Raw genomic sequence first — 24,134 nt, 5'->3', positions numbered from 1 at the left:
GATGAGCTACAGAATCAAAGGTAATACAGGTGAGTGGGAAGTTGTTATCGGGCTGGAAGTTCATGCCCAGGTAATTTCAAAATCAAAACTCTTCTCTGGTGCGGCTACAAAATTTGGGGCAGATCCAAACTATCAGGTTTCACTGGTTGATGCCGCAATGCCTGGCATGTTACCGGTTCTCAACAAAGAAGTTGTCGAACAAGGTATTCGTACCGGTTTGGGCCTTCGTGCTCAGATCAACTTGAAGTCTGTGTTCGAGCGTAAAAACTATTTTTATGCCGATTTGCCACAAGGCTACCAAATTTCTCAGTTTCTAGAGCCCATCGTAGGGCAGGGAAATCTTACCCTTGATCTCGAAGGTGGAGAAACGCGGGTTGTTGGTATTGAGCGTATGCACCTGGAACAGGATGCCGGTAAATCAATTCATGATCAGCATCCGACACAGTCCTATATCGATCTGAACCGTACTGGTGTTGCGTTGATGGAAGTCGTTTCTGATCCGGATCTTCGTTCACCGGAAGAAGCTGGTGCATATTTGCGTAAGATGCGTTCGATCCTTCGGTACCTCGGCACTTGTGACGGGAACATGGACGAAGGCTCCATGCGTGCAGATGTGAACGTATCCGTTCGTAAGCCCGGCGACGAACTTGGTACCCGTACGGAAACCAAGAACGTGAACTCTATCCGTTACGTTCAACAGGCCATTGAGTTTGAAGCCAAACGTCAGGTCAAAGTCCTTGAAGATGGCGGAGAAATCGTTCAGGAAACACGTCAGTTTGATCCAAGCAACGGGACAACACGCTCGCTGCGCAGTAAAGAAGAAGCGCACGATTATCGCTACTTCCCTGATCCTGATTTGTTGCCGCTTATTCTTGATCCCAAATGGGTCGAGGAAATCAAAGCCTCTATTCCAGAGCTCCCGGATGAGAAAAAAGAGCGCTTTATTTCTGATTTTGGTCTTTCTTCTTACGATGCTGGCATCCTTGTCATTGATCGGGATCGTGCAGATTTCTACGAAGAAGTTGCTCAAGGTGGGGATCCCAAAATGGCCGCTAACTGGGTCATGGGCGATTTCTTTGGTGCCTTGAACAAGAGTGGCCTCGCTTTGGGTGAAACACCCGTTTCCGCTAAGCAACTTGGTGGCCTGATTGCCTTGATCAAAGACAATACGATTTCAGGTCGTACCGCCAAGGAAGTTTTCGAAGCAATGTGGGAAACCAGCAAAGACGCTGATACCATTGTCGAAGAAAAAGGTCTTAAACAGATTTCTGATACCGGACCTATCGAAGCTGCTATTGACGAAATTATGGCTGCTAACCCAAGTCAGGTCGAAGCCTTTAGAGGCGGGAATGAGAAGCTGATCGGGTGGTTTGTTGGTCAAACCATGAAAGCAACGGGCGGTAAAGCGAACCCGGGTATGGTCAATCAGCTTCTTAAGAAAAAATTGGCGGGCTAACACCTTATATATATTTTGAGAAAAGGGAGCCTTCGGGTTCCCTTTTTTAATTGGGAGTTATTAGTTTTCTTGATCGAGTATGACTGGAGTAGTAATGCTACTGTAAGTCGAATTATTTTAAAGTTTTCAATGTGATGTGGGCGGTAGTATGAATCGAAATCGTTTTAAATTATTAAGTGGGACAATCTCTCTGGCGCTCATTCTCTCAGCTTGTGTAGGGCCGACACTACCTGTGAGCGGTACGCCTTCTGAATTTGATGGTTTATGGACAGGTCTTCTTGAATCTGATGAGTCAGGATGTTCAGATGTAACTGCTGAATTTGAAGTAAGATATGGTCAACTCCTCGGTAAAATTTATCAACAAGGTGTTTCAAAAGCAGATTTTTGGGGCGAGATTGGTTCTGATGGAAAACTCAATGCAAATATCGGTTTGCTGGGAGTATCCGCGGGAGGTGCCGACATCACATTTGCTAAAGGTCAGGCAAGTGGGCCTTGGTTTAGTGAGTATTGTAAGGGAATGGCAAGCCTTAATCGGACTTAACAACGTATACTTGTAAGGAATATTTTAAAGCCACGATGAATGTCAAAATGGCCTGTCATAATTTTCAGTGAAGTGATTAAAACAGGGAGCCTTTGGATTCCCTGTTTTCATTTTTCATAATGTTGGAATAAATTATTCTAAGGCTGTAATCGTCCCAATAATGTGTGTCACGTTTTTCGTTTCATCAACAAGAGGGCAATCGAGTGATTCAAATTTTTTCAAACTTTTATCTATGAGAGTAAGTTTACCTAGGTTTTTGATGCATAACTTATTCATAACGATCTCATTATAATAATGTGCCAACCTGATATCTTCACGTTCTTGAGCCGTGCTTGATGGACCATCCGTACAGATAATTTTTCCATTATGATCATCGAAAATGTTATGAGCTGTTTCCCCGTGCAATTTAAACTCAAAAGCGGTTTCACTTTTTCGCTCTACGAGAAATATGTCAGGTGCAAGTGATAGGTGATCCAGTATATCGAAATCAACTTTTTTAGGCGTGGCAGGGGCATAGGATAACCACCACTTGAGAAGAGCACGATTGCTTTCACCAACAAGGTCATCTTCATTTGATACAGGGTAGTAATCGAGTACCTCGTATCTGACTATCGGCACTTTTTTACTTTTTTATTTTGAAAGTTGTGGCCTTTAGTTTATCTAAGGTTGAGTAATAAAACGTTAATTTGAAACGAATTAATCAGTAATTGATCGGTTCATTTTAAGATCTCCACCAGTTGGATGATAGGGGTGATACCCTAAAGTAGTGAATGAGATCTCGTTAGAGAAATGGATATAGAATGTCATTTTTTTCAAAATTATTCGGAAGCTCCAAACCGAAGGCAGCCGAAGCTCCCCAAAAAGAGGAGCCCGTCCTCTACAAGGAATTCTTGATCCGACCTGAACCTGCAAAAGCGGATAATGGTCAATGGCGTCTTTCTGGTTATATCATCAAAACGATAGAGGATGATGAACAGGATGATTTGGAGAGGTTCTATTTAAGAGCTGACACATTTCCTACCCGCGAGGAGGCAATTGATTTCTCTTTACGTAAAGGGCGCCAAATTATTGACGAGCAAGGCGATCGATTGTTCGCTGATGGAGAGGCGTCAGGGCGAGCGTGAGCGTTTAGCCCTATGAATGGTGGCTTTGATTACAAAGATCAGAGAGCCTTTAATAGTCTGCGACAATAGAAGGGCGGACTAATATGTGTAGATTTCTTGCGCCATAAACTTCTCCCACTCTGTTTTTGAACAAGCTAGAGGTTAGCGGGATATTGTTCATAAAGGTGAGAGGGTGTTTGTCCCCAGATACGGCCTTTATTTCCATTGTTGGCATGCGGTAGCTATAGTCATCATTCAGAAGGTCAACTCGTTCACTTGAGTAGCTGTTTGTTCCAATTTTCAAGGCAAAATTTTTACCTACAGAGGGAAATATTCGATCCAGATCTGTGATCGTTGTATCCAGGTTCAGATCAGGATGATTGTCTTCCCCTATTTGTGGGCGATTGGGAACAAGATCGAGAATTAAAGAGTTATCATAAGTGTAAGCCAGCCCCATTTTTTTACTCGCGGCGAAATCATCAGCTTCGTATGATTCTTTGAACAAACTCCCCAAAAGTGGGACAGACTTTGGGATCGTTACTCTGTTTTCATTCTGTCGCTTTAACTGATTACCAAGTGTGATAAATCGCATAAAGTAAATAGCAAGTGCTGTTATCATGATGATATTATTAATTTGAATGATGGTGGTAATTGTCCGTAACCTAAGAAAGCCGGGATTGCTCCAATCCTCCCCAAGGTCCTTTCCGTCACGATCTTGATCTTGTTTATGTCCTTCTTGTTTGATCTCTGCAAAGGAGGGAGGGCAATAACTGGTAAAGGTCAAAGCGATCAGTGAAGTCATTAATTCACGACGGTTAAACTGCATTTAAGCCTCCAGGGTTTTTTTAGTACTCTGTGGGAACATTTGTAGTAATAACCGCACCGCAAAATTTCGGTTGTATATATTTTACCATATTTCTACCTATAAAAATAAGGCGATTTTATCTTATGGTCACGACTTGTGATTAGCTCTTCGTCTTCTTAAGTCAAATAGAGCACCATCATGCCGACCAATGCTAGGCCAGGCTTATTCAACGAAAGAAAGAGGCAAAATGTTAGATCTTTATACTTGGGCGACGCCTAATGGCCATAAGGTGCATATCATGCTCGAAGAGCTTGGTTTGGATTACCATGTACATCCAATAGACATTGGCGCGGGTGATCAGTTCAGGCCTGAGTTCCTTAAGATCAGTCCTAATAATAAAATGCCTGCCCTTGTTGATCCTGATGGACCTGGTGGAGAGCCAATAGACCTTTTTGAGTCCGGGGCAATCCTTATTTACCTCGCAGAAAAAACGGGCAAGTTTATGCCGAGTGATCCAAGGGGACGGTACGAAGTCATGAAATGGCTTATGTTCCAGATGGGCGGAGTTGGCCCCATGTTGGGGCAAGCGCATCATTTCAGGGTTTATGCACCAGAAAAAATAGAATACGGCATTGAACGCTACACAAACGAAGCCAATCGTTTGTATGGGGTGTTGGACCGCCGCCTTGGTGAAAGTAAATATCTCGCGGGAGATGATTATACTATTGCTGACATGGCAACCTTCCCTTGGATAAGAAATCCGGACCGTAAGGGGGTTGATATGGCTGATTATCCAAACGTAGCCCGCTGGTTTGGAGATATAGCTGCGCGCCCCGCTGTCAAGCGAGGACTCCAGGTACTGGAGGATAAGCGGGTATCAGGCCCGATTACTGATGAGATGCGTGAGAACTATTTTGGCCATACCCAATACGAAAAGCATTGAGGCCCTGGACATAAATATCGAGAAGGGCTGTTTTTACGGCCCTTTTTTACATTTGTGGGAAGCGAGGAGTTTTCATATCGAAAAGAGCTCTCTAAACTCCTGATCATATTCTAATAATTGTTATATTTCAGGAAGTCGATGATGGGTGATAAAGGTAGAGTGGAAACGCTTCTTGCACAGGCTGGACATTATTTAGATCGTGAAACCGGGTCTGTTGTGCCTGCCATCCAACCTTCCACGACTTTCGCCCGAGATGAAACGGGCGATCTTTATGATGAAAACCGGATTTATGCCCGGGACCATAGCTTTAACGCGGAGATGGCAGAAGCTATTCTGTGTGAGCTAGAAGGCGGCGCCTCTTGCAAGCTTTTTGCATCAGGTATGGCTGCGGCAACGGCCTTGGTACAGACGCTCCGACCGGGAGAACGTATCGTCGCGCCAAAGATCATGTACTGGTCTCTACGTGCCTGGTTGATTACCTATTGCGCAGATTGGAATGTGGAGCTCGCATTCTATGATCCGAGTAATGAAGAGGACATGTGCTCTGTCGTAAAGGCTGCAACTACCCATATGCTCTGGATTGAAACCCCGGCAAACCCAACCTGGGAAGTGGTTGATATCTCCAAAGCCGCTGAGCTAGCACATTCTGTGGGCGCGCAATTGGTTGCAGATTCTACCGTATCCACCCCACTTTTAACCAAGCCGATAGAATATGGCGCGGATTATGTTTTTCATTCCGCGACCAAGTACATTAACGGGCATAGTGATGTCGTCGCAGGTGCCGTGATTACGGCTAAAGAAGATATGCGTTGGGAACGCCTCTGTAAGGTACGGGCTCAACAAGGTGGTATTCTTGGAACCTTTGAAAGCTGGCTTTTACTTCGAGGGATGCGGACTATGCATCTACGTGTTGAACGGGCTTGTGAAAATGCGATGCGCATAGCTCAACATTTTCAGAATTATCCTGGGGTGTCAGAAGTTATTTACCCCGGACTGACATCTCACCCCAACCATGAAACCGCAGTAAAACAGATGACAGGTGGTTTTGGGGGCATGCTGTCCATTCGTTTTAATGGCGGGAGAGAAGAGACCGCGAAAATCATGGGACGGATGAAATACTTTGTGCGTGCCACGTCTCTCGGAGGTGTTGAGAGTCTCGTTGAGCACCGTGCCCTTGTAGAGGGGGAAGGCAGTCTAGTCCCAGACGATTTACTTCGTTTTTCTATAGGTATTGAAAACGTCGAGGATCTTATCAAAGATATCGAACAGGCTCTTGATTGTTAATGAGCAGATCAAAGCCTGAAAATTGTCCAGCAAATTATCTCTACCAGAAAGTTAGAGCTGTGAAATTTTTTCGTATTTCAATTATGACTTCTATGGAACGGAACGAAGCCATCACAAAAGTGAGTGAGGCCATTAATGGTAACGGAGGGTGGATTGTTAATCACACCTTGCTTTCTAATATTGCAGCAACACTCAATTTTGAACTTCCCCGTAATGAAGTGGAGGGATTTATCTCCAGCTTAGAGACGGCGTCTTTTCTCCCAGAGTTTGATGGCCCCCTTCTTGAAAAGAAGAAAGGGGATTTACGGGGACAGATCACCTTAACATTCATCCATAGTGATCCGGAACTGAAGCGTAATGTTCCTGCTTTTGGTTAGATTTTAATATCGCTCTCTAAGTTAGTTACTTGGACCAAGGATGTTTCTGATCACTCTATGGAATATTTTGGTCCCTGTTTCGATAAGCTCATCTGGAAAGTCGAAGTCAGGATTGTGGAGCTGGGGCTGGTGAACCCCTGAGCCAAGAGTGAACATCGCGCTTTTACTGACGCGAGAAAATTGACCAAAATCTTCTGACCAACGCATGGGACCAGGCATTTCTCCCATCCCTACTTTTTCACCACTCAGCGCAGCCCGTAGTAGGTCTGTCGCCTCGTCATCATTAACAGAGGCCGCAAAAATATCTTCGTAGCCAAAGTTTGTTTCTAAAGTGTGTCTATCGCCTATTTCCTTGATAAAACCTTCTGATATCGCCTGAAGTTGAGCCATCACTTCATCTGTTTCACTGCGTAGGGTTACCATGACTTTGGCAGCGCCCGGGGTTATTCCAAAGGCCTCTTCGCCGAGGCGGGCATGGACTACGGTGACAAGGGAAAAGTTGTCTGTAAGTTCAGGTGATTTCGGGATATCAGCTAATTTGGTTACCAACTCACACATTGCATTGGCGGGGCTACGACCGTCTTCAGGGTGAGAAGCGTGAGATGTTTTTCCCTCTAGCGTTACCCAAAGGCCTTGAGAGGCGCAATTGAAAGGTCCGGATTTCAAACCGACTTCATGAAGGGGACGCCCTGGGAGATTGTGGAGTGAAAAAGCATAATCGGGTTTTAGGTTTGAAAAAGCTGGGTCTTCGATGACGGCTTTAGCGCCTGCACCAGTTTCTTCTGCTGGTTGGAACATTAGGATAACTCGCCCTTTAGTGGGGCGGGTTCTATGAAGAAGGGATGCAATTCCTGCAACCATTGTCATGTGGCCGTCATGACCACAAAGATGGCCTTTTCCTGAAATGGTTGATTTGTAGGGGGCTGTTCCGGTTTCTTCGATCGGAAGGCCATCGAGTTCACAGCGGATCAAAACCGTAGGGCCTTCGGCGAGACCTTTATATACAGCTGCAAGGCCATGCCCTCCTAAATTGCGAACAAGCTGATCCGGCTCAAATTGCTCTAAAAAAGTTGCAACACGAGAACTGGTTTCTTTTTCGTCTCCGGAAACTTCTGGAAATTGATGTAGTTCGTGGCGAAACACGATTAGATCGTCGTAGGTCTTTTGATCAAACAACATGATAAATTACCAAAATATATAATTGTAGGGGAAGCTTATACGTTTTCACCTGGTTGGCTCACTTGTCCGATTCATTTGGCCGGGATAGGGCATAATAAAGGACTTCTTCATCTCTATCGCGAGAGGGGACATAAAGTGATTTTTTGCCGATTGGGGCCATTCCCATTTTCCGCATCATGGCAAAAGAAGCATGGTTCTCAAGCTGGGCACCAGCTTCGAGAGTTTTAATCCCAAGATACTTAAAAGCATCGTTAACGAAACAATTAATGATTTCTCCCAGGTATCCTTTTCCTTGGAATTGTTCTCCAATCCAATATCCTATGACGCCCACTTTGGTATTATCTGGCTTTACGCCTACACTGAGGGAGCCAATGACGCAATTGTCTTCGAGGCGGATAATGGCAACGGTCAGGCCTCTCTTATCCATAGTGTCGTTTCTATATTTGGATATTTTGATCAAGGTTTCCTGTTTTGTAATATTTGCGGGCCAACTTGAGAGCCACCTGCTTACGTCGGGTGTCATTAATTCAGATATTACAATAGCGTCGCCGTCTTCAAATAAACGTAATTTCAGGCGAGCGGTGGTCGCTAAAGCCAAGTTTAATTTTAGCTTAGCCATTAGTTAAATTCATTTTTGGTATAAGCAGATAGGCGCTGATCAAAGGTTCGTACTTGTCGATTATTTTTAACAATTGTGGGAATATATTGGCAATGATCTCTTTTGAAAATTCTTTGCCTGTGTTTTCGATTTTAGGCTCAAGGGCGTTAAATTTGGGGATGATGGTTTTGAAATCTTCAATGTTTTTAAGGCTGTAAATAGCTTTTATTTCCTCCTGAGTAAGTTTTGAAGCTATGTCGTCGCTGTCTTTATTTTGTTGAAATTTCGGCTCTTCTCCGCTTTGTTGAGTAGAAAAAGATGCCGACCGCCAAGTAACCTGTTGATATGTATGGTTTCTGATAACTTTACATAGAGAAGGTATATGACAATCAACATCTCGCAGCATATTTTAGGCCTCAAAGGGCAACGTGTAAATGAAATTAAACTGGATGACGGCGGTGTTAAGATTGTCATTCACTGCAGCCGAGACGCGCGTAGGAGGGCTATAGACCCTGCTACAGGCCAGAAGGGAAGCATCAACCAGCATGTCCGCCGACAAGTAAACGACATCCCCCTTTTTGGGTATCCTTGTGTGGTCGAGATTGAGCTGGCGCAGGTTTATATTAACAAGGGCGAACGCCGCATTGAGGGGTGTGATTTTGTTGATAAAGGGTGCCGTTTCACTCACCGATTTTGCCGACTGATCAGTGGATTATGTCGGCATATGTCTATTCAAGCGGTTTCCAGACATTTGGATATACGATGGGAAACGGTCAAGAATATCGACAGGGCATACCTTATTGAAACTCTCCCTACGCTTGATCCTGCAGAGCTAACTGGCTTGGAATATATTGGTGTAGATGAAGTTGCCCGGGCGAAAGGTCATGACTACATGACGGTGGTCTACGATATGGTTGGCGGTCATCTGATCTGGGTTGAAGCAGGCCGAACTGCCGAGGTTTTTTCAAGGTTTTTGAAACAACTGCAACCAGATACAGCCTGCAAAATAAAGGCCGTAGCGATGGATATGGGGCCTGCCTACCAAAAGGCTGTCAGAGAGTCTTTGCCGTTGGCCGACATAGTATTTGACCGTTTCCACGTCATGAAAAACTACAGCAAAGCTATCCATAATCAGCGTCGACTTGAGTTCAGAAAGGCCGATCCAAGTGGTAAAGAGTTGATGAAAGGGACGCATTATCTGTTGCTCAAAAATGCGGATAAGTTGAGTGAAAAACAAAGTGACAAGCTGCAAAGGTTGCTGGAGAGCAATAGCAACCTGAATGCACTTTACGTCTTGAAAGAACAGCTTCAGCTGCTGTGGAGTGCCGCTTCATTTGAGGCGATGGCGGAGCAACTGGAACGTTGGTGCCTGATAGCAGATCAGTCACAGATGCTCTATCTAAAAAAGTTCGCGAAATCCCTACGGAAACATTGTGTGGGCATCTGCAACTACGCCAAACACAAGCTCACAAGCGCCAGGATAGAGGCTGGTAATGTCAGTATAGGAATGATCCGTAAGCGAGCCAGAGGCATCAAGGATACCGAATACTTCAAACTCAAAATTAGACAATCATCCATTCCAGATAATCAATCTATGCTCTATTTGAAATCCTAAATCTACTCAACAAAGCGGAGAAGTGCCTAGTTTTTCATTCTGCTTTTCCTCGCAAAAATATGAAATAGAAAAGGCGGTCCTCTTAATCGCAAAAGAGAAGACCGCCTGGTCGTGGGAAAGCTAAGCCAGGGCTTAGCCGTTTCTGTGCAGACCCTTCGCGCTCAAAGCCTTGGCGACCGCGTCAATACGGACTTTAAATTCCGTGCCATCTACGCGCCAGCCGTCCCGGTTTTCCAAGAACGGCATTTCATTGCCATCAAGGTAGGATACTTCAATGGTGTCCTGGACGTTGGCGTCTGCTGCCCCGTACCATTTTGTGGCACTGTTCGCATCCAGGCGGCTATCGCTGATAACTTCAAAGCTATCGCGAACCGGGTTAGGGATTTTCTTGTCACCCTTTTCAGAGTGGTATTCACCGGCAACCACAGAAGACGCCGTCCCCTGAAGTGCCACTGGCACCAAAAGGAAGCGCGGGCGAATGCCAAGCGTTGCCTGGCCACTTTTCTGGGTGGCCATAGCCACGCGCATGCCGTCCAGGCTGTCGGAAGTAATACCCGTCGCCCCAGATAAGTTTTTGTGGTCTACGTGGAATAGCTCCTTGCCGTCCGCCATGACCGGGTTACTGGTCAACTGAGCGAAGACCAAATCACCAACGGTGCGACGTGCCGCACGGCCAAAACGACGCGGAATTTTTGTGAATGCGTCCATGTCGTCATTAACAATGGCATGGCGGGTGATGGCGAAAACGTTCCCATAGGTGGCCAGTTTTAGTGTTTCGGCGCTGTCTCCAATGGTGACGTTTTTATATTCCGCCCCCTCGTTCACTTGCTGAAGGCTTGGGAAGTGGTCCAGGTCCACCCGTGACGCAACCTTGAAATCGGTCAGGGTGCCTTTGTAGGTAAAGAGGGGGAATACCTCTTCAACTTCTTCCGCCCCACGCAACATGGATTGGTTGGCAACGTTACCCAGGATATGGGTAAAGTCTGAAGTGTTATGCGCCCCCATACCCAGGGTAAAAGCAGAACCCACCATCTCCATACGGTTCATGCCTCGCGACTTAACACCGTGCAGTTTCAGGCTTTCACGGGCAATTTCTGTTAGGGTCATACCAACAAATTCGTTACGCTCACCGCCGATACCCGCGCGATTGAGTAGGGAAAGCTCCACACCTTGGCGGAACTTGTCCTGGCCATCCTCGACCATTTCCACAGAGGTGGCCGCCGCTGAAGGGGCCGCATCTGTCAGGGCCGCATTAGCGTCAAGAATGCGGGCTTTAGCTTCAATCACAGTTAAGCCAGAAGAAATCATCTTGGTAATATCTCCGGCGATAACACCATGACGCATACCCAGGTCAAAAATAGCCGTGGAGCGTTCGCGTTCGGCGGCCATAGCAATGTCAGTATTGCCCGCTTGTTCTGGCACTGCCTGGGCCGTGGAAGCCGTGGGCGCCGTAGTTGTAACAACCTGGACAGGTTCCGCCTGGGCCGTTTGTGTAGTAGTTGCATTCGCTTGCATTTTCATAGGGTCTTCTTCCTCTGTTTTGAAGAGATTAACAATGTGCAAAGGCACCTTTTTAAAAGCGGAAATGTCCGGCTTAACCATTGCCGTCATGTCCAGGGGTTCCACCAATTCATCAGCGAAACCCATGTCAACGGCTTCCGCAGCCGTCATCCAGACTTCTTCGCGCATCATGTCGCGCATTTTATCAGGCGGGGTTCCCGACTTCTCCGCATAGGCCAACATCAGTTGGTCGGCGTGGCGGTCGAGAAAGTCCGACATTTTTTTGAGTTCTTCCGCGTTACCCCAGGCCGACATGGCTGGGTCGTGGATCATCATTGTTGTGTTTTGCGGCATAATGACTTTGTCACCAGCCATGGCCACATAAGAGCCAGCGGACAGGGCGAAGCCGTCAATCTGGACGGTTACTTCCGCCGGGTGTTCTTTTAAGAGGTTGTAAATAGGCAAAGCCTCTAACACCGAACCGCCAAAAGAATTAATTCGCACCTTCACCGCAGTGATGGGGCCAAGGTCTTCAAAGCGGTACCGGAAATCTGAGGCTTGGATTTCCCAGCCAAATTCACCATATAGGTAAATCTCCGCTGCCTGGTTACCCATGGCTTCAATACGCACCCCACTACCTTTTTCAGCACGGGCGGCACCCGCGCTTTTAGCTTGCATTGTTTTCATTGCTGTTCTCGCTCACTCTTATGATTTCGGTATCCATGGGGTGTTTCATGCCCGCATCTCGGAAACGCTGAATTTCCTTTTGCAATTCATCAAATTTTTCGCGGGGATCATGGCCACGGGATTGCACCTGGTCGGCCCAGGAAGAAAGACCGCTGGCAAGCTCCAGGGCGTCGGCTTCCATGTCCTTTTTCGGGTCTATTTTTTCATTAGCCGACGGCACCCACTTAGCTTTGTGGCTGCTTCCTTGCCAGGAGTTGTTTAGTTCACCAGCCTCAACAAACCACCGCCAGGCGGGGCGACAAAATAAAGGGATGAATACTTGTTTTTGTATTTGGCTGGCTATGCGCCGTTGCACGATACCGCCAGCCTTCAAGCTAGAATAGTTCGCCTGGGAAACGTCCCCGGTGGTTTGGTCGTATGTTGTACCAAAACCCACAGAACTTTCCTGGGCCAAGGTTCGGTGTAGGGCGTTGCCATCAGAAGTGGAGCTGGCGTTTATTGTCTCTATGGTTTCACCAGGTCGCCCGTAGTGGACCATACCTGGCGCCAAATCTACCATGTCATTTCTTGGCTCTGCTTCAGCTTGAGCCGATAAACCAAGACGGGTACCGTCTTCTTGTTCTTCTCTTTGTGTGCCTACAAAGATGGCCAGAGTTGCTTCAATTTTAGACTTTAACAACCTGGCTTCTCGGTATTCATCCATATCTCGCAAGAGATTATAGATTGCGTGCCCGCGTGGGACGCCCCGGACTTGTCCGGGTCTTTGCTTGGCAAAGATATGGGAGATATTTTTGGCGTCAACAAACGCGGATTTTCTTTGTGCTGCCCAGATATTGTCACCGGGGTGGTGGGTAAATATATGATACCCAAGAATTTTTCCGGTAGCTGAAAATCTAACTCCTTGTATATCTACGTCTAAAGAGTTTTTTACCGTCCCTGTGATATCGTCGAGGTGGTCGGCTTCGAGCAATTGTAATTGCAAAGGCACGGGCAAACCGTCTTTTGGTCGGCGGTCACGTCGGCGGATTAAAACTTCACCACTTTCAAATACAGAACGGGCGGCCAGGGTCTGAAGTCCTGCAAAATCAGTCATCCCGGAAGCATCACAAGCCGTGGTACCAGCCCATTCGTCCCAAAACGACATTAATTTTTTGGCGGCGTCATCATCCCCTAGGGCCGCCGGGGTGATACCGTCGCCAATGACAATAGAGCTAAACACTTCCAACATACGGGCGCCATAAGGAGAATTACGGCATAGATCGCGCGAAACATTGCGAAGGCTCTTTAGGTCCCGGCCAATTTCAGAATTTGCAGAAGTACCAACGGACTGCCAGCCATCTTTCTTTTTGGCTCCTTCATAACGGGCGGTTATGTTTGCAACCCGTCGAGCGGCCAGGCGTTTAGCCCCGGCCACCGGCGATACATAGTTAACCAGTTTGTCCAGCATATTTATATTTTTCATAGGCATTACTCCCGACGGAAACGGGCTTGGACGCTACGCGGCCTTGAAGTTGGGCCGAAGACTTCACGGCGGATACGAGCTTCGGCGCGCTCTAGTTCAAAAAAGCTTCGGTAAACGATCTTTTGACCGTCGATTTCTACCGACAACGCGCCACTGGCGATTGCGGTTTTTATCGCGTCCAAATCCGCTTGTGTGTAGGCCATGCTTTACCTTCCTTTGAGCCAGCCAGAACCACCCGCGCCAGAGAGGTAACCACTGGTTTGCACGGTCCCGGAATGAGAAACGCCACCCATCGGGGCAGCGCTTTTTTCTGGTTGCTGTTGTTCTTCTTTTTCTGGTGGGGCGGTATCGGTAGAAACCCCGGCCCATATTCCCGCCATATCGGTTTGAATATCTGGGGCCGCCTGACAGCGTTCACGCTCCAATTCCGCCCATTGTTCCGGTAACAAGCCTGGTAGATTAATCCAGGGATGAGCCACCAGAGCCATGTTGTAAATACGGCAATCGTGATAGTGGTTGGCCTTGCCACCGGCATGCCATACCCTGACTATCCGGCCTTTCTGTTCTACCTCTTTGAGGTATTCAGCGGTGATTTGTTTGAAGTAACCTTCGTCGTGAAATTCAGAGAAATGGCAATAGCCTGGCGGGTCTATTTCCGCGCCGTCCCTAGCGCCGTCTTTTCTTAGATTGGAATAAAATTTGGACTTCAAACCCCAGGTTCCAACCAGCCAGACTTTCAAGCCGCCCTTCTTTCTCTTCTTCCCCTTTGTATTGACGTCCTGTTCCGTCGCCGTGCCTATTGCCGCACGGCCCCAGCCGTCTGCACCTTTTAGGGCGATAGCCCTATCATGGCGTTTTACCCAAGTATAAACCGCCTCGGTGTTAAAACCGCTATCTATGCCGCAAAGATCAAGTGGGCGGAGTTGGCCGTAGGCATCTGGATATTCGCGTAAATAAATGCGGTCCAAATCTTTCCAGACCTGGTTTTCCCCCGATCCGGTATCGCCATAGAGGTAACCGGCATCTATTGACCAGTTCACTTCATCACGCCCCCAGGCCATGACTTCATAATAAATTCCCTCGGCCTGGACGTCACACGCCATGGTAATAACCAGGCCTCCATCTGGGATGGTTGCCCGTGGGTAGGTCAAGCGCCGGTTATAAAGTTTTGTCCATTCCGGGGCGTCGCCACGCTCTTCCCAGCTATCGCCAAGCCATAGGTTTTTAAAAGCCTTATGTTTGGTTGGATCGTCTTTGCTATCTAGGAATTTTTCAGCAACCTGGTTCCAGGTCACCGCCGGTGAGATCAGAATATCAATATGGTATGAAGGATATTTCCCAGGGGCCGGGTCTTCCGCAGCCCAAGAACCCGCAGCCACCAAAGCTTCCTGGTCGGCTTGTTCAATTATGCAACCTTGGTTAGGGCACACATAATAGGCGTTATAGGGCCAGACCTTATCGAATTTTAGATGTTCAAAAACCATTCGTTGCTTCGCTCCACAGCCTGGGCAGGTGATTTTGAAATAACGTTGGTCGCCATTTTCGAATTCTTCGTCTGACCGGCTGGCGCCTTTGATGGTCGGCGTTGACCCGCCCAAATCTTTGTAGTCTCCGGTTTTGTAAAAGGACCTTTGCCGGGCGTCCACCATTTCCATAGGGTCGCCCTGGCCGTTCAAATCCAAAGGCCAGTCGTCAATCTCATCCCGAAAGGCGTATTTGATTGTCTTGGACCTTAAATCCACAGAAGAATTCGCGCCAGTTAGAGTGATGAACCCCCCGGCAAACTTCTTCCGCCTTGCGGTTGAGGCCTTGCCCGATCTATTGCCAATTGCTTTAATTTTTTTATTCAGCAACGGGCTGGCATCAATCGCCGGGTCTAACTTTTCTTCGTTGTAATCAAGGGCCGCTGAAATTGTCGGCATAACAACAAGCGTGTTAGCTGGCGATATTGCTGCAATATAACCCAGCCACGCGGTGGCTACCTGGGTGAAGCCAACCTGGCCGGGTTTTCTTACCCGTACTTTTGTGCAGGGGTCCGCCGGGTCCATACGGTCAAGTATCTCTACCAGGTAGGGCGCATAGTTTGGGTCCCATTTTTGACCGGCGCGGGGGCCATCAACCAGGACAATATTTTCCGAAGCCCAATTTGAAGGCTTTAACGTTGGCGCCGGAGCTAAACCTGAAGCAAGGGCAGCATAAATTTGGCCCTTTGTGTTAAGTGCTGCCATCGGTTTCAGTCTCCAAACTGGCCGCCTTTTGTAAACTTTCAGAGGTCAGTAATCTGATATCTTTAATTTTTGATTTCAGGCATGCCCGGACGGCTTCTTCGCCGCCGGTGCGTCCGGCACTTGCAATCTCAGAAGAGTAGGCGACTAAACTTTCCAAGCCCTGGGCAATTGTTCGGGCCGCGCCTTCCATGGCTTCAAGTACTTCTGATTTTGGAAGAAGGTTGCCTTGTCTGGTCTCGTAATCAATCCGGGCCAGTTCAACGTTGTATTTTTCTTTTTCGGTTTTTAAATCCGCGTAGGTATTTGAAGCGGGTGGGGCAGACTGAGAAACTTTCGAAATCCCTTCAGCGGCTGAGCTTAAAAGGTTGGTTTGCTCCGCTGGTTCGGTTTCTTGAGGTTTCACAGTCTGCCGCGCCGGATCAGCCACACGCTGAAGGGCATAATCAGCACGGGCGAAATTAATAGTTCCATCGGGTTCAACAGGGATTTTTTTTTGTTTCACTAGCTTGCTAACATAGGACCGGGACTTCCCAATGTGGCGCCCGTAGTCCGATTGATTGCCGGTCGATTTTTCCATGCTTTCCCCCAGGGGGCCGTGCGGCTGAAAAGGCCGTGGCGTAATTTTGTTGGTAATGCGATTTGTTTTTTAAACCCAGATTTCTTTGGCCGCCTTGCTGGCTTGGCAAAGAGGAAAGGGCAAGATTTGCAAAATGATATATTTTTTCTGGGTGGTTTCTGCTAAAACTTCAAAGCTGTAAACAGGGACACGTCAACGAGTTGTCAACCCTGTCAACCTTGTCAACCTATTGAAAAACAAAATAAAACTACATAACAGTCGCGCCCAAGCCACCCGTGATGGTTCCAAAAGGCTAGGAAGGACCCAAAGTTTTAGGCGGGCGGGCAGGGGCTGACTGTCCGGGGCTTTGGCCCGGTGAGTTCATCGGATTTCCTCCAGCGATTTGGACATAAGAAAACCCCGCACTCTTTCGAGCCGGGGTTATGTTCTTGGTGCTTCGCTTGCACCTGTTGCTGGTGCTTACTGTCAACGTTTGATCGTAAAAAGTCAACCGTAAAAAGTCAGGTGGTTGATATCATTAGGTATTTTGTGAGGGGATATTGCCCGGTCTATCGCGCCGAGCAGGGTATTTATAATCCAGGGTTCGTATTCGGCGGCGGGGCCAGCCACTTCAATACCGGAACGGGTCAAGGTTTCGGCCAGGCGTTCCAGGGTCAGCCACCATCCGTGGTAAATGCGCCGGGCGGCCTTGATGTTGTCCAAGGTCAGCTTGGGTTCAACGTGTGTTCCCCTATCGTTTCCCTTGTTGTCCCATATCTTCAGCGGGCCACCGGTCTTTGGATTGATCACCGGCCCCATGAGCGGGCGCGCGCCTGGCATCCAATCGGGTGTGGTTCCGGCTATGGCGTGGGACATGACGAACCCGGCGACCATGCCGTCCAGGGCCGTGACTTCCCCGTGGACGATCTCGCATGCTTCAGGTAAGCCGTGATGGCCGGGGCCGGAATAGTCGATCTTCACACCCAGAAGGCCAATACGTTCAATCGACACGATACCGTCCGCACTAGATTTAAACACCTGGATACCATCGGCCTGTTTCTCGATATCTTCCAGGCCATCACCCCGGCGCAATCCTATGTGGGCCTGGTGATGTTCATAGACCCATTGTAATAAGCCTATGATTTCGTTAGGTTGTTGGCGTTTAAGACTGTTTTGATTGTCGGGGGTCTGGACCTTGTGGACCTTAGGGGACCTTGGTTTGGACCTTGCCGAATGGCAAAAAGTCTTTTCTTTTCCTTTGCTTAGCCCTGTTCTCTGGACCATAGGACCTTATCTCCATGTTTTTTTTAAAATTGATGTGTGCATGTGCATGTGTGCGAATATATAAAATAGTGTAAATAAGGTCCCTAAGGTCCATAAGGTCCAAGACCGTTGTTATATAAGGGATACATATCTGGACCTTGTAAAATTAAGGTCCAGCAAGGTCCATTAGATATTGTCTTCTTCGCCATAGTCTTCACCCACATTTTGTTTAAGACTTTCAACGGTTTCCACCACTTTTAAGCCCTGATAATAGTACGAACCACGCTTGCGCTTGTTCAATCCCTTGTCGCTCAACTTGAAACCAAAATAGCGCATAGACATAGGCTCTGAAGAGAAGATCGAACACCAAGCGGTATAGAGTTGGTACAGTTCGGTGGCTGAAGTTTCGGCCATGTCGTCTTCTTCGGTGCATGCTTCCAGGAATTGCCCCACGGGGTCGCTGTCCATCCTGTATTCGTCGGTGGCTTCTGTGATCGCCGCCGGAGGTTCCAGGCCGCTTTCCAGCCACATCATAAGGCCGTCAATCATCCAATTAAGAACGCCTGACGCTTCAGCCCGTAGCTTTTCGGGGAGTTGCCTATCACACTTGTGTTTGGGTATGTGCTGGTTAAACAAAACCAGGTTTATACGCCGCCATATCCCTTCATCACCACCCAGGATAATGGGCTTATGGTTGCCCGCTATTGTGATCTTGAATTCAGGGTAAAACTCTTGGAAACCCTGATGAAGGTTCCGCATCATCATTTTTTCGCCGCCGGTCATAGACTTGATAAGGTCTTCAGCGAACTTGAAGCCTTTCTTTGGCTCCGACGGGCACAGATAGCGAATAGAGGGCAAGACGGCCAGGTCTGGCGTGGCTTGACCGCCGCTTTTACGGTCGTCGTCCTTGAATGAGTTAATGGGCAAGGTACTGGCATAGGTCCCGTTGATATAGGACATGAAATCCATAAGGGTGGATTTACCATTGGAGCCAGTGCCATAGAAGAACGCCAAACACTGTTCGCCGGTCAAGGCAGTCATGGAATAACCAAACCAGCGCATAAGGAACAAACGGACGTCTTCGTCGGGTAAGATGCTTTCTAAGAAGCCATCGAAGACCTGGGTTTTTGCTGTTATGTCATAATTGACGTTTGCAATTTTGGTTATACGGTCGGCGCGGTCATGGGGGCGGGCTTTAATCCCCCCTTGTGAACGTGGCCGAAGCTCCAAGGTACAATTCAGGCAATTATAGACCATCTTGTCCTGGTTTAACTCGGATAACGGCACCACAAGTTGGACCGCCGCTTCGATCAGCATGGCCTTTATCTTGTTGGAATTCCCTGATGTTGACGCCCAACCCGCATGGGCTTTGATACGTTTATCAAAGTCCTTTGGGTCTTCGTCTTTCCAAGGCCCCTGGGCATCCAGGAAAGCGACTTCATCTTTAATCTTGAAGCCTATTTCCTGCGCGTGTAGGTGGGCGATTTCCTCGCCTCTATCACCTGACCAATGGGTCCCGGTCCAGGCATGCCAACCCACGTTGGGCACATACATTATATCGTCACCGAAATAGTGTATAAGGCGTTGGGAATTACCGTAGTCGTTGCGCGGAAGCTTCGACAACTCTTCCGCGACTGTACCCCCGCCCCCTCGGCGGCGGAATTCGACTATATCGGCACTTTTTGGTGGAATTTGACCACTTTTTTCATGGTTCTTTACCTCCATTGAAATGTCCCTTCAACAACTCCAAGGCTGCTAATGTCTCTGGTGAAAGAGGCATCATTAGCCACTGTTTTGGTGTTGCGTCTTTATCAAAAGAAGTGTCTATGACCGCTTCTTCCAGCAAGGCGCGTACAATTGAAAGGGTTTCTTCTGGAAAATCACTAATAACCTGAGAAACAGGGCTTTTAAGCCCAACTTGACTATTGCGAGCGAACAAGACTAATGCTCCCATAACCTACCTGTACGGGTAGAGTGGTGGACATGTGAGAATGTTGTCGCATTTCTCGGTTGAAAAGTCCCGGCAAGGACTTATTAGGCCCCACCACTCGTTATTGGTGTAATAATTGAGTGGTGAAGCCATTAATCGTTATTACACAACCGTAATAACTCTATCAAGTGTATTTTTTCGCAAAAAGAAACCACTGGTTGCTATAGTATGTTTTTAGTCATATTGCCTCCAATAATTGAATGCCATGGTAATAGGTAATGCCGTTTTTTCGGCGCTTCAGGCCAATGCTGGAAAGCGCACGGCCAAAGGTCGCCTGGGAAAATGGCGAATACCCCTTTCCCTTGCACCAGGTTAAAAATATTGAAAATAGTGTTTTTGCCAGCACCCGTTCGGATTTGGGTGCTGCGATGGTTTTTGCCTTTAAAAATTCAACCACCAAATCGGTCGCCACATCTCCAAGTAGAGGAGTTTGTGTCCTCACCTGGTGGAATGTTTCAAGCTGGGGTGTCTGGCTTTGCAAAAGAGAATGGACGTTAATTAATTGCGCTTCCATCTTCGAATGCTTGCGGCCCATAAAGGCGCAGAACTCACGCAACCGGTGGAAACCTTCCATAGACCGCGACGCTTCATCACAGAGGTATAAAACGTGGCTTTCTTCGGAAGATATATGCCTTGTGGGTTCTTGTGGGGCGGCGGTGCTTCCCCCGTTCATCCAATCAAACACCCAGTTGGTAACTTGGACGGCAAATTCAGGGGAAAGCCATTGCGCCAAATGAATGGCAACTTTTGGATGCACCCATGTGCCTTGGGTGACACGATCACCACGGCCTTGTTCAGCGACAATAACCTTGGCCGGTTGCGACAACCACCTTGGCCGGTGGATCTGATCATTAAAAAGGGCGTGCCCGTTTGATAATCAGATCCACCGGCCAAGGCTTAATTTGGTGTTAGTTACAAGCTGCTGTGAGTTGATAAATTAGGAACCTCTAGATGTAATTGGAGGAACCTGTTTGCCGTATAAATTTATCACAGATGAACAACTGAGACTTTACATGACAGATAGAAAAACTCATGGTCAACGAACCGCCGCTGCCCGCGCAGGGTTTAGCGAACGCACGGCCCGCCGATTTGACGTTGATGCGACTTTACCGTCACAACGCAATATAAAGCGAGGGCGAACAGTTTCTGATCCGCTTGAAGATATCTGGGATAAGGACATCCTTCCCATTTTGGATAAAGACAACTCGGTCAAACCCATTACTTTGTTGCGCCACATACAGAGCCTCTATCCGCTCCGTTTTCCCGATGACCGTGTCAAGCGCACGTTAGAGCGCCGAGTTCGGGGATGGCGGGCTCTGAATGGCCCTGAAAAGGATATCATTTTCAGGCAAACACCTGAGCCGGGTTACATGGGCCAATCAGATTTCACGGATGCAGCCGACTTAAGTATTACCATTGCAGGAGATCCTTTGGTGCATCGGCTCTATCATTTTGTTCTGGTATATAGCCGATGGGAACATGTTGGGGTCGTACTTGGCGGTGAGAGTTTTACAGCCCTTGCGGAGAACTTACAAAATGCGCTTTGGTCCTTGGGGGGCGCTCCTGAAAACCACCGGACCGACAGCCTGTCTGCGGCCTTTCGGAATTTGAGCGTTGAGGAAAAGGAGGACATTACCAAACGTTATTCTGCTTTTGTTGAGCACTACGGTATGGAGGCCAGTCGAAATAACAGAGGGGAATCACACGAGAACGGTGCCATTGAATCTCACCACGGTCACCTTAAGACTGCGATAAAGCAGGCCCTGATTTTGCGTGGCAGTAATGACTTTGACACTTTGGATGAGTATCGGCGATTTTTGGACGAGCTGATTGCTAGACGGAACAAACATCGTGACCAAGATATCCAAACAGAGTTGAAATCTCTCAAGGCGTTACCTCCTCGGCGAACAACAGATTACACTGAAGTCGTGTCGAGAGTTACCAAAACAAGTGGTTTTTTAGTTAAGCAGGTTTTTTATAGCGCCCCTTCTCGCCTAATTGGTCAACGCTTGCGTGTCCATATTTACGATAACCGGATAGAAGCCTATCTAGGCAGCACTCATGTCGTCAGCCATTCTCGTGAGCGGGGGCACGGCAAAGGCCCCCGCATTCATGTTATCAATTATCATCACGTCATTCATGCTCTCAAACGTAAACCTCAGGCACTCGCCAATTCTATTTATCGTGACAGTATTTTTCCAAGAACCGAGTACTCCCTGGCCTGGACATTGTTTCAGAAAAAGTTGTCCCGCAGAGATGCGTGTCGTCAGATGGTTGGGATACTTTTCCTTGCGCACGAAGAGGCTTGTGAGGCCGAAGTCGCGCACCTGATTTCGAGAGAAATCAATGCAGGAAGGCTACCTTGCGCAAAAAAACTTAAGCTGAATATCACAAAAAAGAACACGGATTTACCTCCTGATATTCCCGTGGTTCAACCTTCATTATCAGTCTTTGATACTCTGTTGGAGGATCGGGCATGACAAACATTGAAGTGGATCAGCACAAGCTGCCTCTTATGCTAACTGACTTACGATTACCCAGCTTTCACAAACACTGGCAAGATATCGCAATCCAATCCGACAAGGAGGGCTGGTCAGCAGCCAGGTTCCTTGCCGTTTTGGCCGAATATGAATTGGCCGAAAGGGACACGCGACGCATTCAACGCCATCTCAACGCATCAAACCTGCTGGGCGGAAAAACTCTGGCCACTTTTAACTTCAAGCGGCTGCCTAACGTGAAAAAGGCGCAGGTCGAAGCCTTGTCTGCCGGTGACTGGATTGACGCAAGAGCAAATCTGATTGCCATTGGAAATTCAGGGGGAGGAAAAACTCATCTCCTATGCGCCGTAGGTTATGCTCTTATAGAGGCTGGATACCGTGTGCTCTATACGCAAACCAGTGATCTGGTGCAAAAACTCCAGGCTGCCAGACGTGAACTTATGCTCGAAAACGCCCTCGCAAAACTCGATAAATTTGATCTCATCATTCTCGATGATATTACCTATGCACAAAGGGATATATCTGAAACATCCGTGCTCTTTGAATTGATCGCCAGACGATATGAGTACCGAAGTATTGCAATTGCTGCCAATCAACCTTTTAGCGGATGGGACAATATTTTTCAAGATAAGGCCATGACCGTTGCAGCAATCGATCGTCTTGTTCACCACTCAACCATTCTTGAGATGAATATCGACAGCTACAGACAATGGGAAGCCGCCCAAAATCTCAAAAAAATGTTGCGGAAAACCACAAACAAAAAGGTGAAAAATATGCCTGAAGCATCGTAAATAAACGTCAGATCACAGCCGCATCAAAAGCGGCCAAGGTGGTTGACGCAACCGGACAAAGTGGTTGACGCTCTACACGGCCTCTAATTACACAAATAAGCTTAGAAACCGTAATTCTGGTTTCTAAGGAAAGCACGTCAAGAAAGCTTGTTGTGGTGTCTAATGTAAAGTAGTCGTGCCAACGTTTACCCGCTGACTGGCACATTGCAGTAGCATTGATAAAGCCGTCTTCTGCCCGTTGATTGATTACGGACGCATTTATGGTGTGTGGAATAAGTTTCGTCATATCAAGCCCTCTTTTCGGCTGTTGAACAACCGACACCAAAGAGCTTCTGACGACCCACTGGTGGCGGGAGGTTCAGAACCTGAAAAGAGACAGGCGGGCTTATTCCCCCGAAGGGTGTTGTATTCACCGCCCTCCCACCGTAGTGAGATACCCGAATTTCGGGCACAAAAAATCCACACTTTCGGGGTGGGTATCCGCTCTTTTAGAGGTTCTGACGCCTCACCAACGACCCTACGCCCGAATATATTTTTCGTCAATAGACCAAAATTAGTTACGTGTCGCGTAATTAATTGCTTGCATATAGTTACGCGACGTGTAACTATAATGACATGATAAAGAGCTTTCGAAATAAAGAGACTGAACAAGTCTTTAACAACAAAAAGCCCCGCAAGTTGCCGGGTGATATCTTGACCCGCGCCCATGCAAAACTGCTGTTTATGAATGCGGCAAAAGATATTAACGATCTTCGTTCGCCACCTTCTAACCACTTGGAAGCTCTGAAAAACGACCGCAAGGGCCAACACTCTATCCGTATCAACAAGCAGTGGCGGATTTGTTTCGTTTGGAAAGACGGACACGCCCACGACGTAGAAATCATTGATTATCACTAAGGGGGCACCGCCCCCGCGCGCTTTAATAAGTAACAAGCATAAGCAAAAAACGAGACCAAAATGACAAATGAAATCCCAATTATGCACCCTGGTGCCGTCCTTAAAATGGAGTTCCTGGACGAGTACAATATAACCGCCTATAAGCTGGCCAAGGACATTGACGTCCCCACAAACCGGATTACCGGCATTCTGAAGGGCGACCGGGCCATCACAACAGACACCGCCTTGCGTCTGGGTAAGTATTTCAATACCAGCGCGGAAGTCTGGACCAGTCTTCAGGCTGACTATGAAATGCGCCTGGCCCGTGCCGACAAAGATATTATGGACGGCCTGGACAAAATCCACCCGGTTGCGGCCTAAC

26 protein-coding genes are annotated in these 24,134 nt (G+C 47.7%); 11 read left to right on the top strand and 15 right to left on the bottom strand.

The genetic code is table 11. From position 1 onward, the window contains the following. The first annotated feature begins 1 nt into the window (after window position 1). Together gatB and ACOGW3_RS07355 are read left to right on the top strand one after the other, a co-directional pair. Window positions 2-1,456, top strand: a complete 1,455-nt coding sequence (gene gatB / locus ACOGW3_RS07360; RefSeq protein ID WP_419902367.1) for an Asp-tRNA(Asn)/Glu-tRNA(Gln) amidotransferase subunit GatB — start codon at window positions 2-4, stop codon at window positions 1,454-1,456. Between the two features lie 148 nt (window positions 1,457-1,604). Continuing rightward, on the top strand, window positions 1,605-1,997 hold the full coding sequence (locus tag ACOGW3_RS07355; protein WP_419902366.1) for a hypothetical protein: 393 nt from the start codon (window positions 1,605-1,607) through the stop codon (window positions 1,995-1,997). A gap of 132 nt (window positions 1,998-2,129) precedes the next feature. On the opposite strand, the gene ACOGW3_RS07350 is transcribed toward ACOGW3_RS07355, so the two are convergent. Continuing rightward, window positions 2,130-2,615, bottom strand: coding sequence for a hypothetical protein (locus ACOGW3_RS07350; protein ID WP_419902365.1), 486 nt, complete (start codon window positions 2,613-2,615; stop codon window positions 2,130-2,132). Window positions 2,616-2,797: 182 nt separating this feature from the next. Here ACOGW3_RS07350 and ACOGW3_RS07345 point away from each other — a divergent pair, with 182 nt between their 5' ends. Next, the gene (locus ACOGW3_RS07345; protein WP_419902364.1) at window positions 2,798-3,121 is read left to right on the top strand and encodes an HlyU family transcriptional regulator; all 324 of its coding nucleotides are present in this window, start codon (window positions 2,798-2,800) and stop codon (window positions 3,119-3,121) included. 49 nt (window positions 3,122-3,170) lie between these two features. On the opposite strand, the gene ACOGW3_RS07340 is transcribed toward ACOGW3_RS07345, so the two are convergent. Then, on the bottom strand, window positions 3,171-3,926 hold the full coding sequence (locus tag ACOGW3_RS07340; RefSeq protein WP_419902363.1) for a hypothetical protein: 756 nt from the start codon (window positions 3,924-3,926) through the stop codon (window positions 3,171-3,173). Window positions 3,927-4,152: 226 nt separating this feature from the next. Between ACOGW3_RS07340 and ACOGW3_RS07335 the strand changes: the two genes are divergently transcribed. The 3 genes from ACOGW3_RS07335 to ACOGW3_RS07325 all read left to right on the top strand — a co-directional run bounded on the left by ACOGW3_RS07335 (window position 4,153) and on the right by ACOGW3_RS07325 (window position 6,509). After that, a complete protein-coding gene (locus ACOGW3_RS07335; RefSeq protein WP_419902362.1) occupies window positions 4,153-4,848 on the top strand; it encodes a glutathione S-transferase N-terminal domain-containing protein in 696 nt (231 codons plus the stop codon). A 141-nt stretch (window positions 4,849-4,989) separates the two neighbouring features. Next, window positions 4,990-6,132, top strand: coding sequence for a trans-sulfuration enzyme family protein (locus tag ACOGW3_RS07330; RefSeq protein WP_419902361.1), 1,143 nt, complete (start codon window positions 4,990-4,992; stop codon window positions 6,130-6,132). Then, complete coding sequence (locus ACOGW3_RS07325) at window positions 6,132-6,509, top strand: hypothetical protein (protein WP_419902360.1); 378 nt, start codon at window positions 6,132-6,134, stop codon at window positions 6,507-6,509. The genes ACOGW3_RS07330 and ACOGW3_RS07325 overlap by 1 nt, the downstream gene beginning before the upstream one ends. A 21-nt stretch (window positions 6,510-6,530) precedes the next feature. Here ACOGW3_RS07325 and ACOGW3_RS07320 read toward each other — a convergent pair whose 3' ends face one another. The 3 genes from ACOGW3_RS07320 to ACOGW3_RS07310 all read right to left on the bottom strand — a co-directional run bounded on the left by ACOGW3_RS07320 (window position 6,531) and on the right by ACOGW3_RS07310 (window position 8,682). After that, window positions 6,531-7,688, bottom strand: a complete 1,158-nt coding sequence (locus ACOGW3_RS07320) for an amidohydrolase (RefSeq protein WP_419902359.1) — start codon at window positions 7,686-7,688, stop codon at window positions 6,531-6,533. Between the two features lie 58 nt (window positions 7,689-7,746). Continuing rightward, the gene (locus ACOGW3_RS07315) at window positions 7,747-8,307 is read right to left on the bottom strand and encodes a GNAT family N-acetyltransferase (RefSeq protein WP_419902358.1); all 561 of its coding nucleotides are present in this window, start codon (window positions 8,305-8,307) and stop codon (window positions 7,747-7,749) included. A 231-nt stretch (window positions 8,308-8,538) separates the two neighbouring features. Beyond that, window positions 8,539-8,682 (bottom strand): hypothetical protein, encoded by a 144-nt coding sequence (locus ACOGW3_RS07310; protein ID WP_419902357.1) that lies wholly within the window; start codon window positions 8,680-8,682, stop codon window positions 8,539-8,541. Here ACOGW3_RS07310 and ACOGW3_RS07305 point away from each other — a divergent pair. Next, window positions 8,669-9,901, top strand: a complete 1,233-nt coding sequence (locus ACOGW3_RS07305; protein ID WP_419901077.1) for an ISL3 family transposase — start codon at window positions 8,669-8,671, stop codon at window positions 9,899-9,901. The genes ACOGW3_RS07310 and ACOGW3_RS07305 overlap by 14 nt on opposite strands. 132 nt (window positions 9,902-10,033) lie before the next feature. Here the strand turns inward: ACOGW3_RS07305 and ACOGW3_RS07300 are convergent, their stop codons facing one another. The 9 genes from ACOGW3_RS07300 to ACOGW3_RS07260 form a co-directional block, all read right to left on the bottom strand. Beyond that, window positions 10,034-12,088 (bottom strand): ClpP-like prohead protease/major capsid protein fusion protein, encoded by a 2,055-nt coding sequence (locus ACOGW3_RS07300; protein WP_419902356.1) that lies wholly within the window; start codon window positions 12,086-12,088, stop codon window positions 10,034-10,036. Next, entirely contained in the window at window positions 12,069-13,550 is a 1,482-nt protein-coding gene (locus ACOGW3_RS07295; RefSeq protein ID WP_419902355.1) for a phage portal protein, read from the bottom strand. Before ACOGW3_RS07295 ends, ACOGW3_RS07300 begins: the two co-directional genes overlap by 20 nt. Window positions 13,551-13,555: 5 nt before the next feature. Then, on the bottom strand, window positions 13,556-13,753 hold the full coding sequence (locus ACOGW3_RS07290; protein WP_419902354.1) for a phage head-tail joining protein: 198 nt from the start codon (window positions 13,751-13,753) through the stop codon (window positions 13,556-13,558). 3 nt (window positions 13,754-13,756) lie between these two features. Next, window positions 13,757-15,778 (bottom strand): phage terminase large subunit family protein, encoded by a 2,022-nt coding sequence (locus tag ACOGW3_RS07285; protein WP_419902353.1) that lies wholly within the window; start codon window positions 15,776-15,778, stop codon window positions 13,757-13,759. Then, window positions 15,765-16,355: a hypothetical protein gene (locus tag ACOGW3_RS07280; protein ID WP_419902352.1), complete on the bottom strand. Its 591-nt coding sequence runs from the start codon at window positions 16,353-16,355 to the stop codon at window positions 15,765-15,767. The genes ACOGW3_RS07285 and ACOGW3_RS07280 overlap by 14 nt, the downstream gene beginning before the upstream one ends. 486 nt (window positions 16,356-16,841) lie before the next feature. After that, window positions 16,842-17,618, bottom strand: a complete 777-nt coding sequence (locus ACOGW3_RS07275) for a hypothetical protein (RefSeq protein ID WP_419902351.1) — start codon at window positions 17,616-17,618, stop codon at window positions 16,842-16,844. Window positions 17,619-17,783: 165 nt separating this feature from the next. Then, entirely contained in the window at window positions 17,784-19,322 is a 1,539-nt protein-coding gene (locus ACOGW3_RS07270; protein ID WP_419902350.1) for a DNA primase family protein, read from the bottom strand. Next, on the bottom strand, window positions 19,303-19,536 hold the full coding sequence (locus tag ACOGW3_RS07265) for a hypothetical protein (protein WP_419902349.1): 234 nt from the start codon (window positions 19,534-19,536) through the stop codon (window positions 19,303-19,305). Before ACOGW3_RS07265 ends, ACOGW3_RS07270 begins: the two co-directional genes overlap by 20 nt. Window positions 19,537-19,765: 229 nt before the next feature. Then, window positions 19,766-20,413, bottom strand: a complete 648-nt coding sequence (locus ACOGW3_RS07260) for a KilA-N domain-containing protein (protein ID WP_419902348.1) — start codon at window positions 20,411-20,413, stop codon at window positions 19,766-19,768. A 145-nt stretch (window positions 20,414-20,558) separates the two neighbouring features. On the opposite strand from ACOGW3_RS07260, the gene istA reads away from it, so the two are divergent. Together istA and istB are read left to right on the top strand one after the other, a co-directional pair. Continuing rightward, the gene (istA, locus tag ACOGW3_RS07255; protein WP_419901087.1) at window positions 20,559-22,067 is read left to right on the top strand and encodes an IS21 family transposase; all 1,509 of its coding nucleotides are present in this window, start codon (window positions 20,559-20,561) and stop codon (window positions 22,065-22,067) included. Next, a complete protein-coding gene (istB, locus tag ACOGW3_RS07250; RefSeq protein ID WP_419901088.1) occupies window positions 22,064-22,876 on the top strand; it encodes an IS21-like element helper ATPase IstB in 813 nt (270 codons plus the stop codon). Before istA ends, istB begins: the two co-directional genes overlap by 4 nt. Before the next feature lie 7 nt (window positions 22,877-22,883). Here istB and ACOGW3_RS07245 read toward each other — a convergent pair whose 3' ends face one another. Then, window positions 22,884-23,198, bottom strand: a complete 315-nt coding sequence (locus ACOGW3_RS07245; RefSeq protein WP_419902347.1) for a KilA-N domain-containing protein — start codon at window positions 23,196-23,198, stop codon at window positions 22,884-22,886. 293 nt (window positions 23,199-23,491) lie between these two features. Here ACOGW3_RS07245 and ACOGW3_RS07240 point away from each other — a divergent pair, with 293 nt between their 5' ends. Both ACOGW3_RS07240 and ACOGW3_RS07235 read left to right on the top strand, forming a co-directional pair. Then, entirely contained in the window at window positions 23,492-23,773 is a 282-nt protein-coding gene (locus ACOGW3_RS07240) for a type II toxin-antitoxin system RelE/ParE family toxin (protein WP_419902346.1), read from the top strand. 60 nt (window positions 23,774-23,833) lie between these two features. Beyond that, the gene (locus ACOGW3_RS07235) at window positions 23,834-24,133 is read left to right on the top strand and encodes a HigA family addiction module antitoxin (protein WP_419902345.1); all 300 of its coding nucleotides are present in this window, start codon (window positions 23,834-23,836) and stop codon (window positions 24,131-24,133) included. Window position 24,134: the final 1 nt, after the last annotated feature.

The sequence above is a fragment of the Kiloniella sp. genome (assembly GCF_965205715.1).
Lineage (GTDB): Bacteria > Pseudomonadota > Alphaproteobacteria > Kiloniellales > Kiloniellaceae > Kiloniella.
The sequence above is the reverse complement of the archived record's forward strand: the minus strand, read 5'-3'. Positions and strand labels throughout refer to the sequence as shown.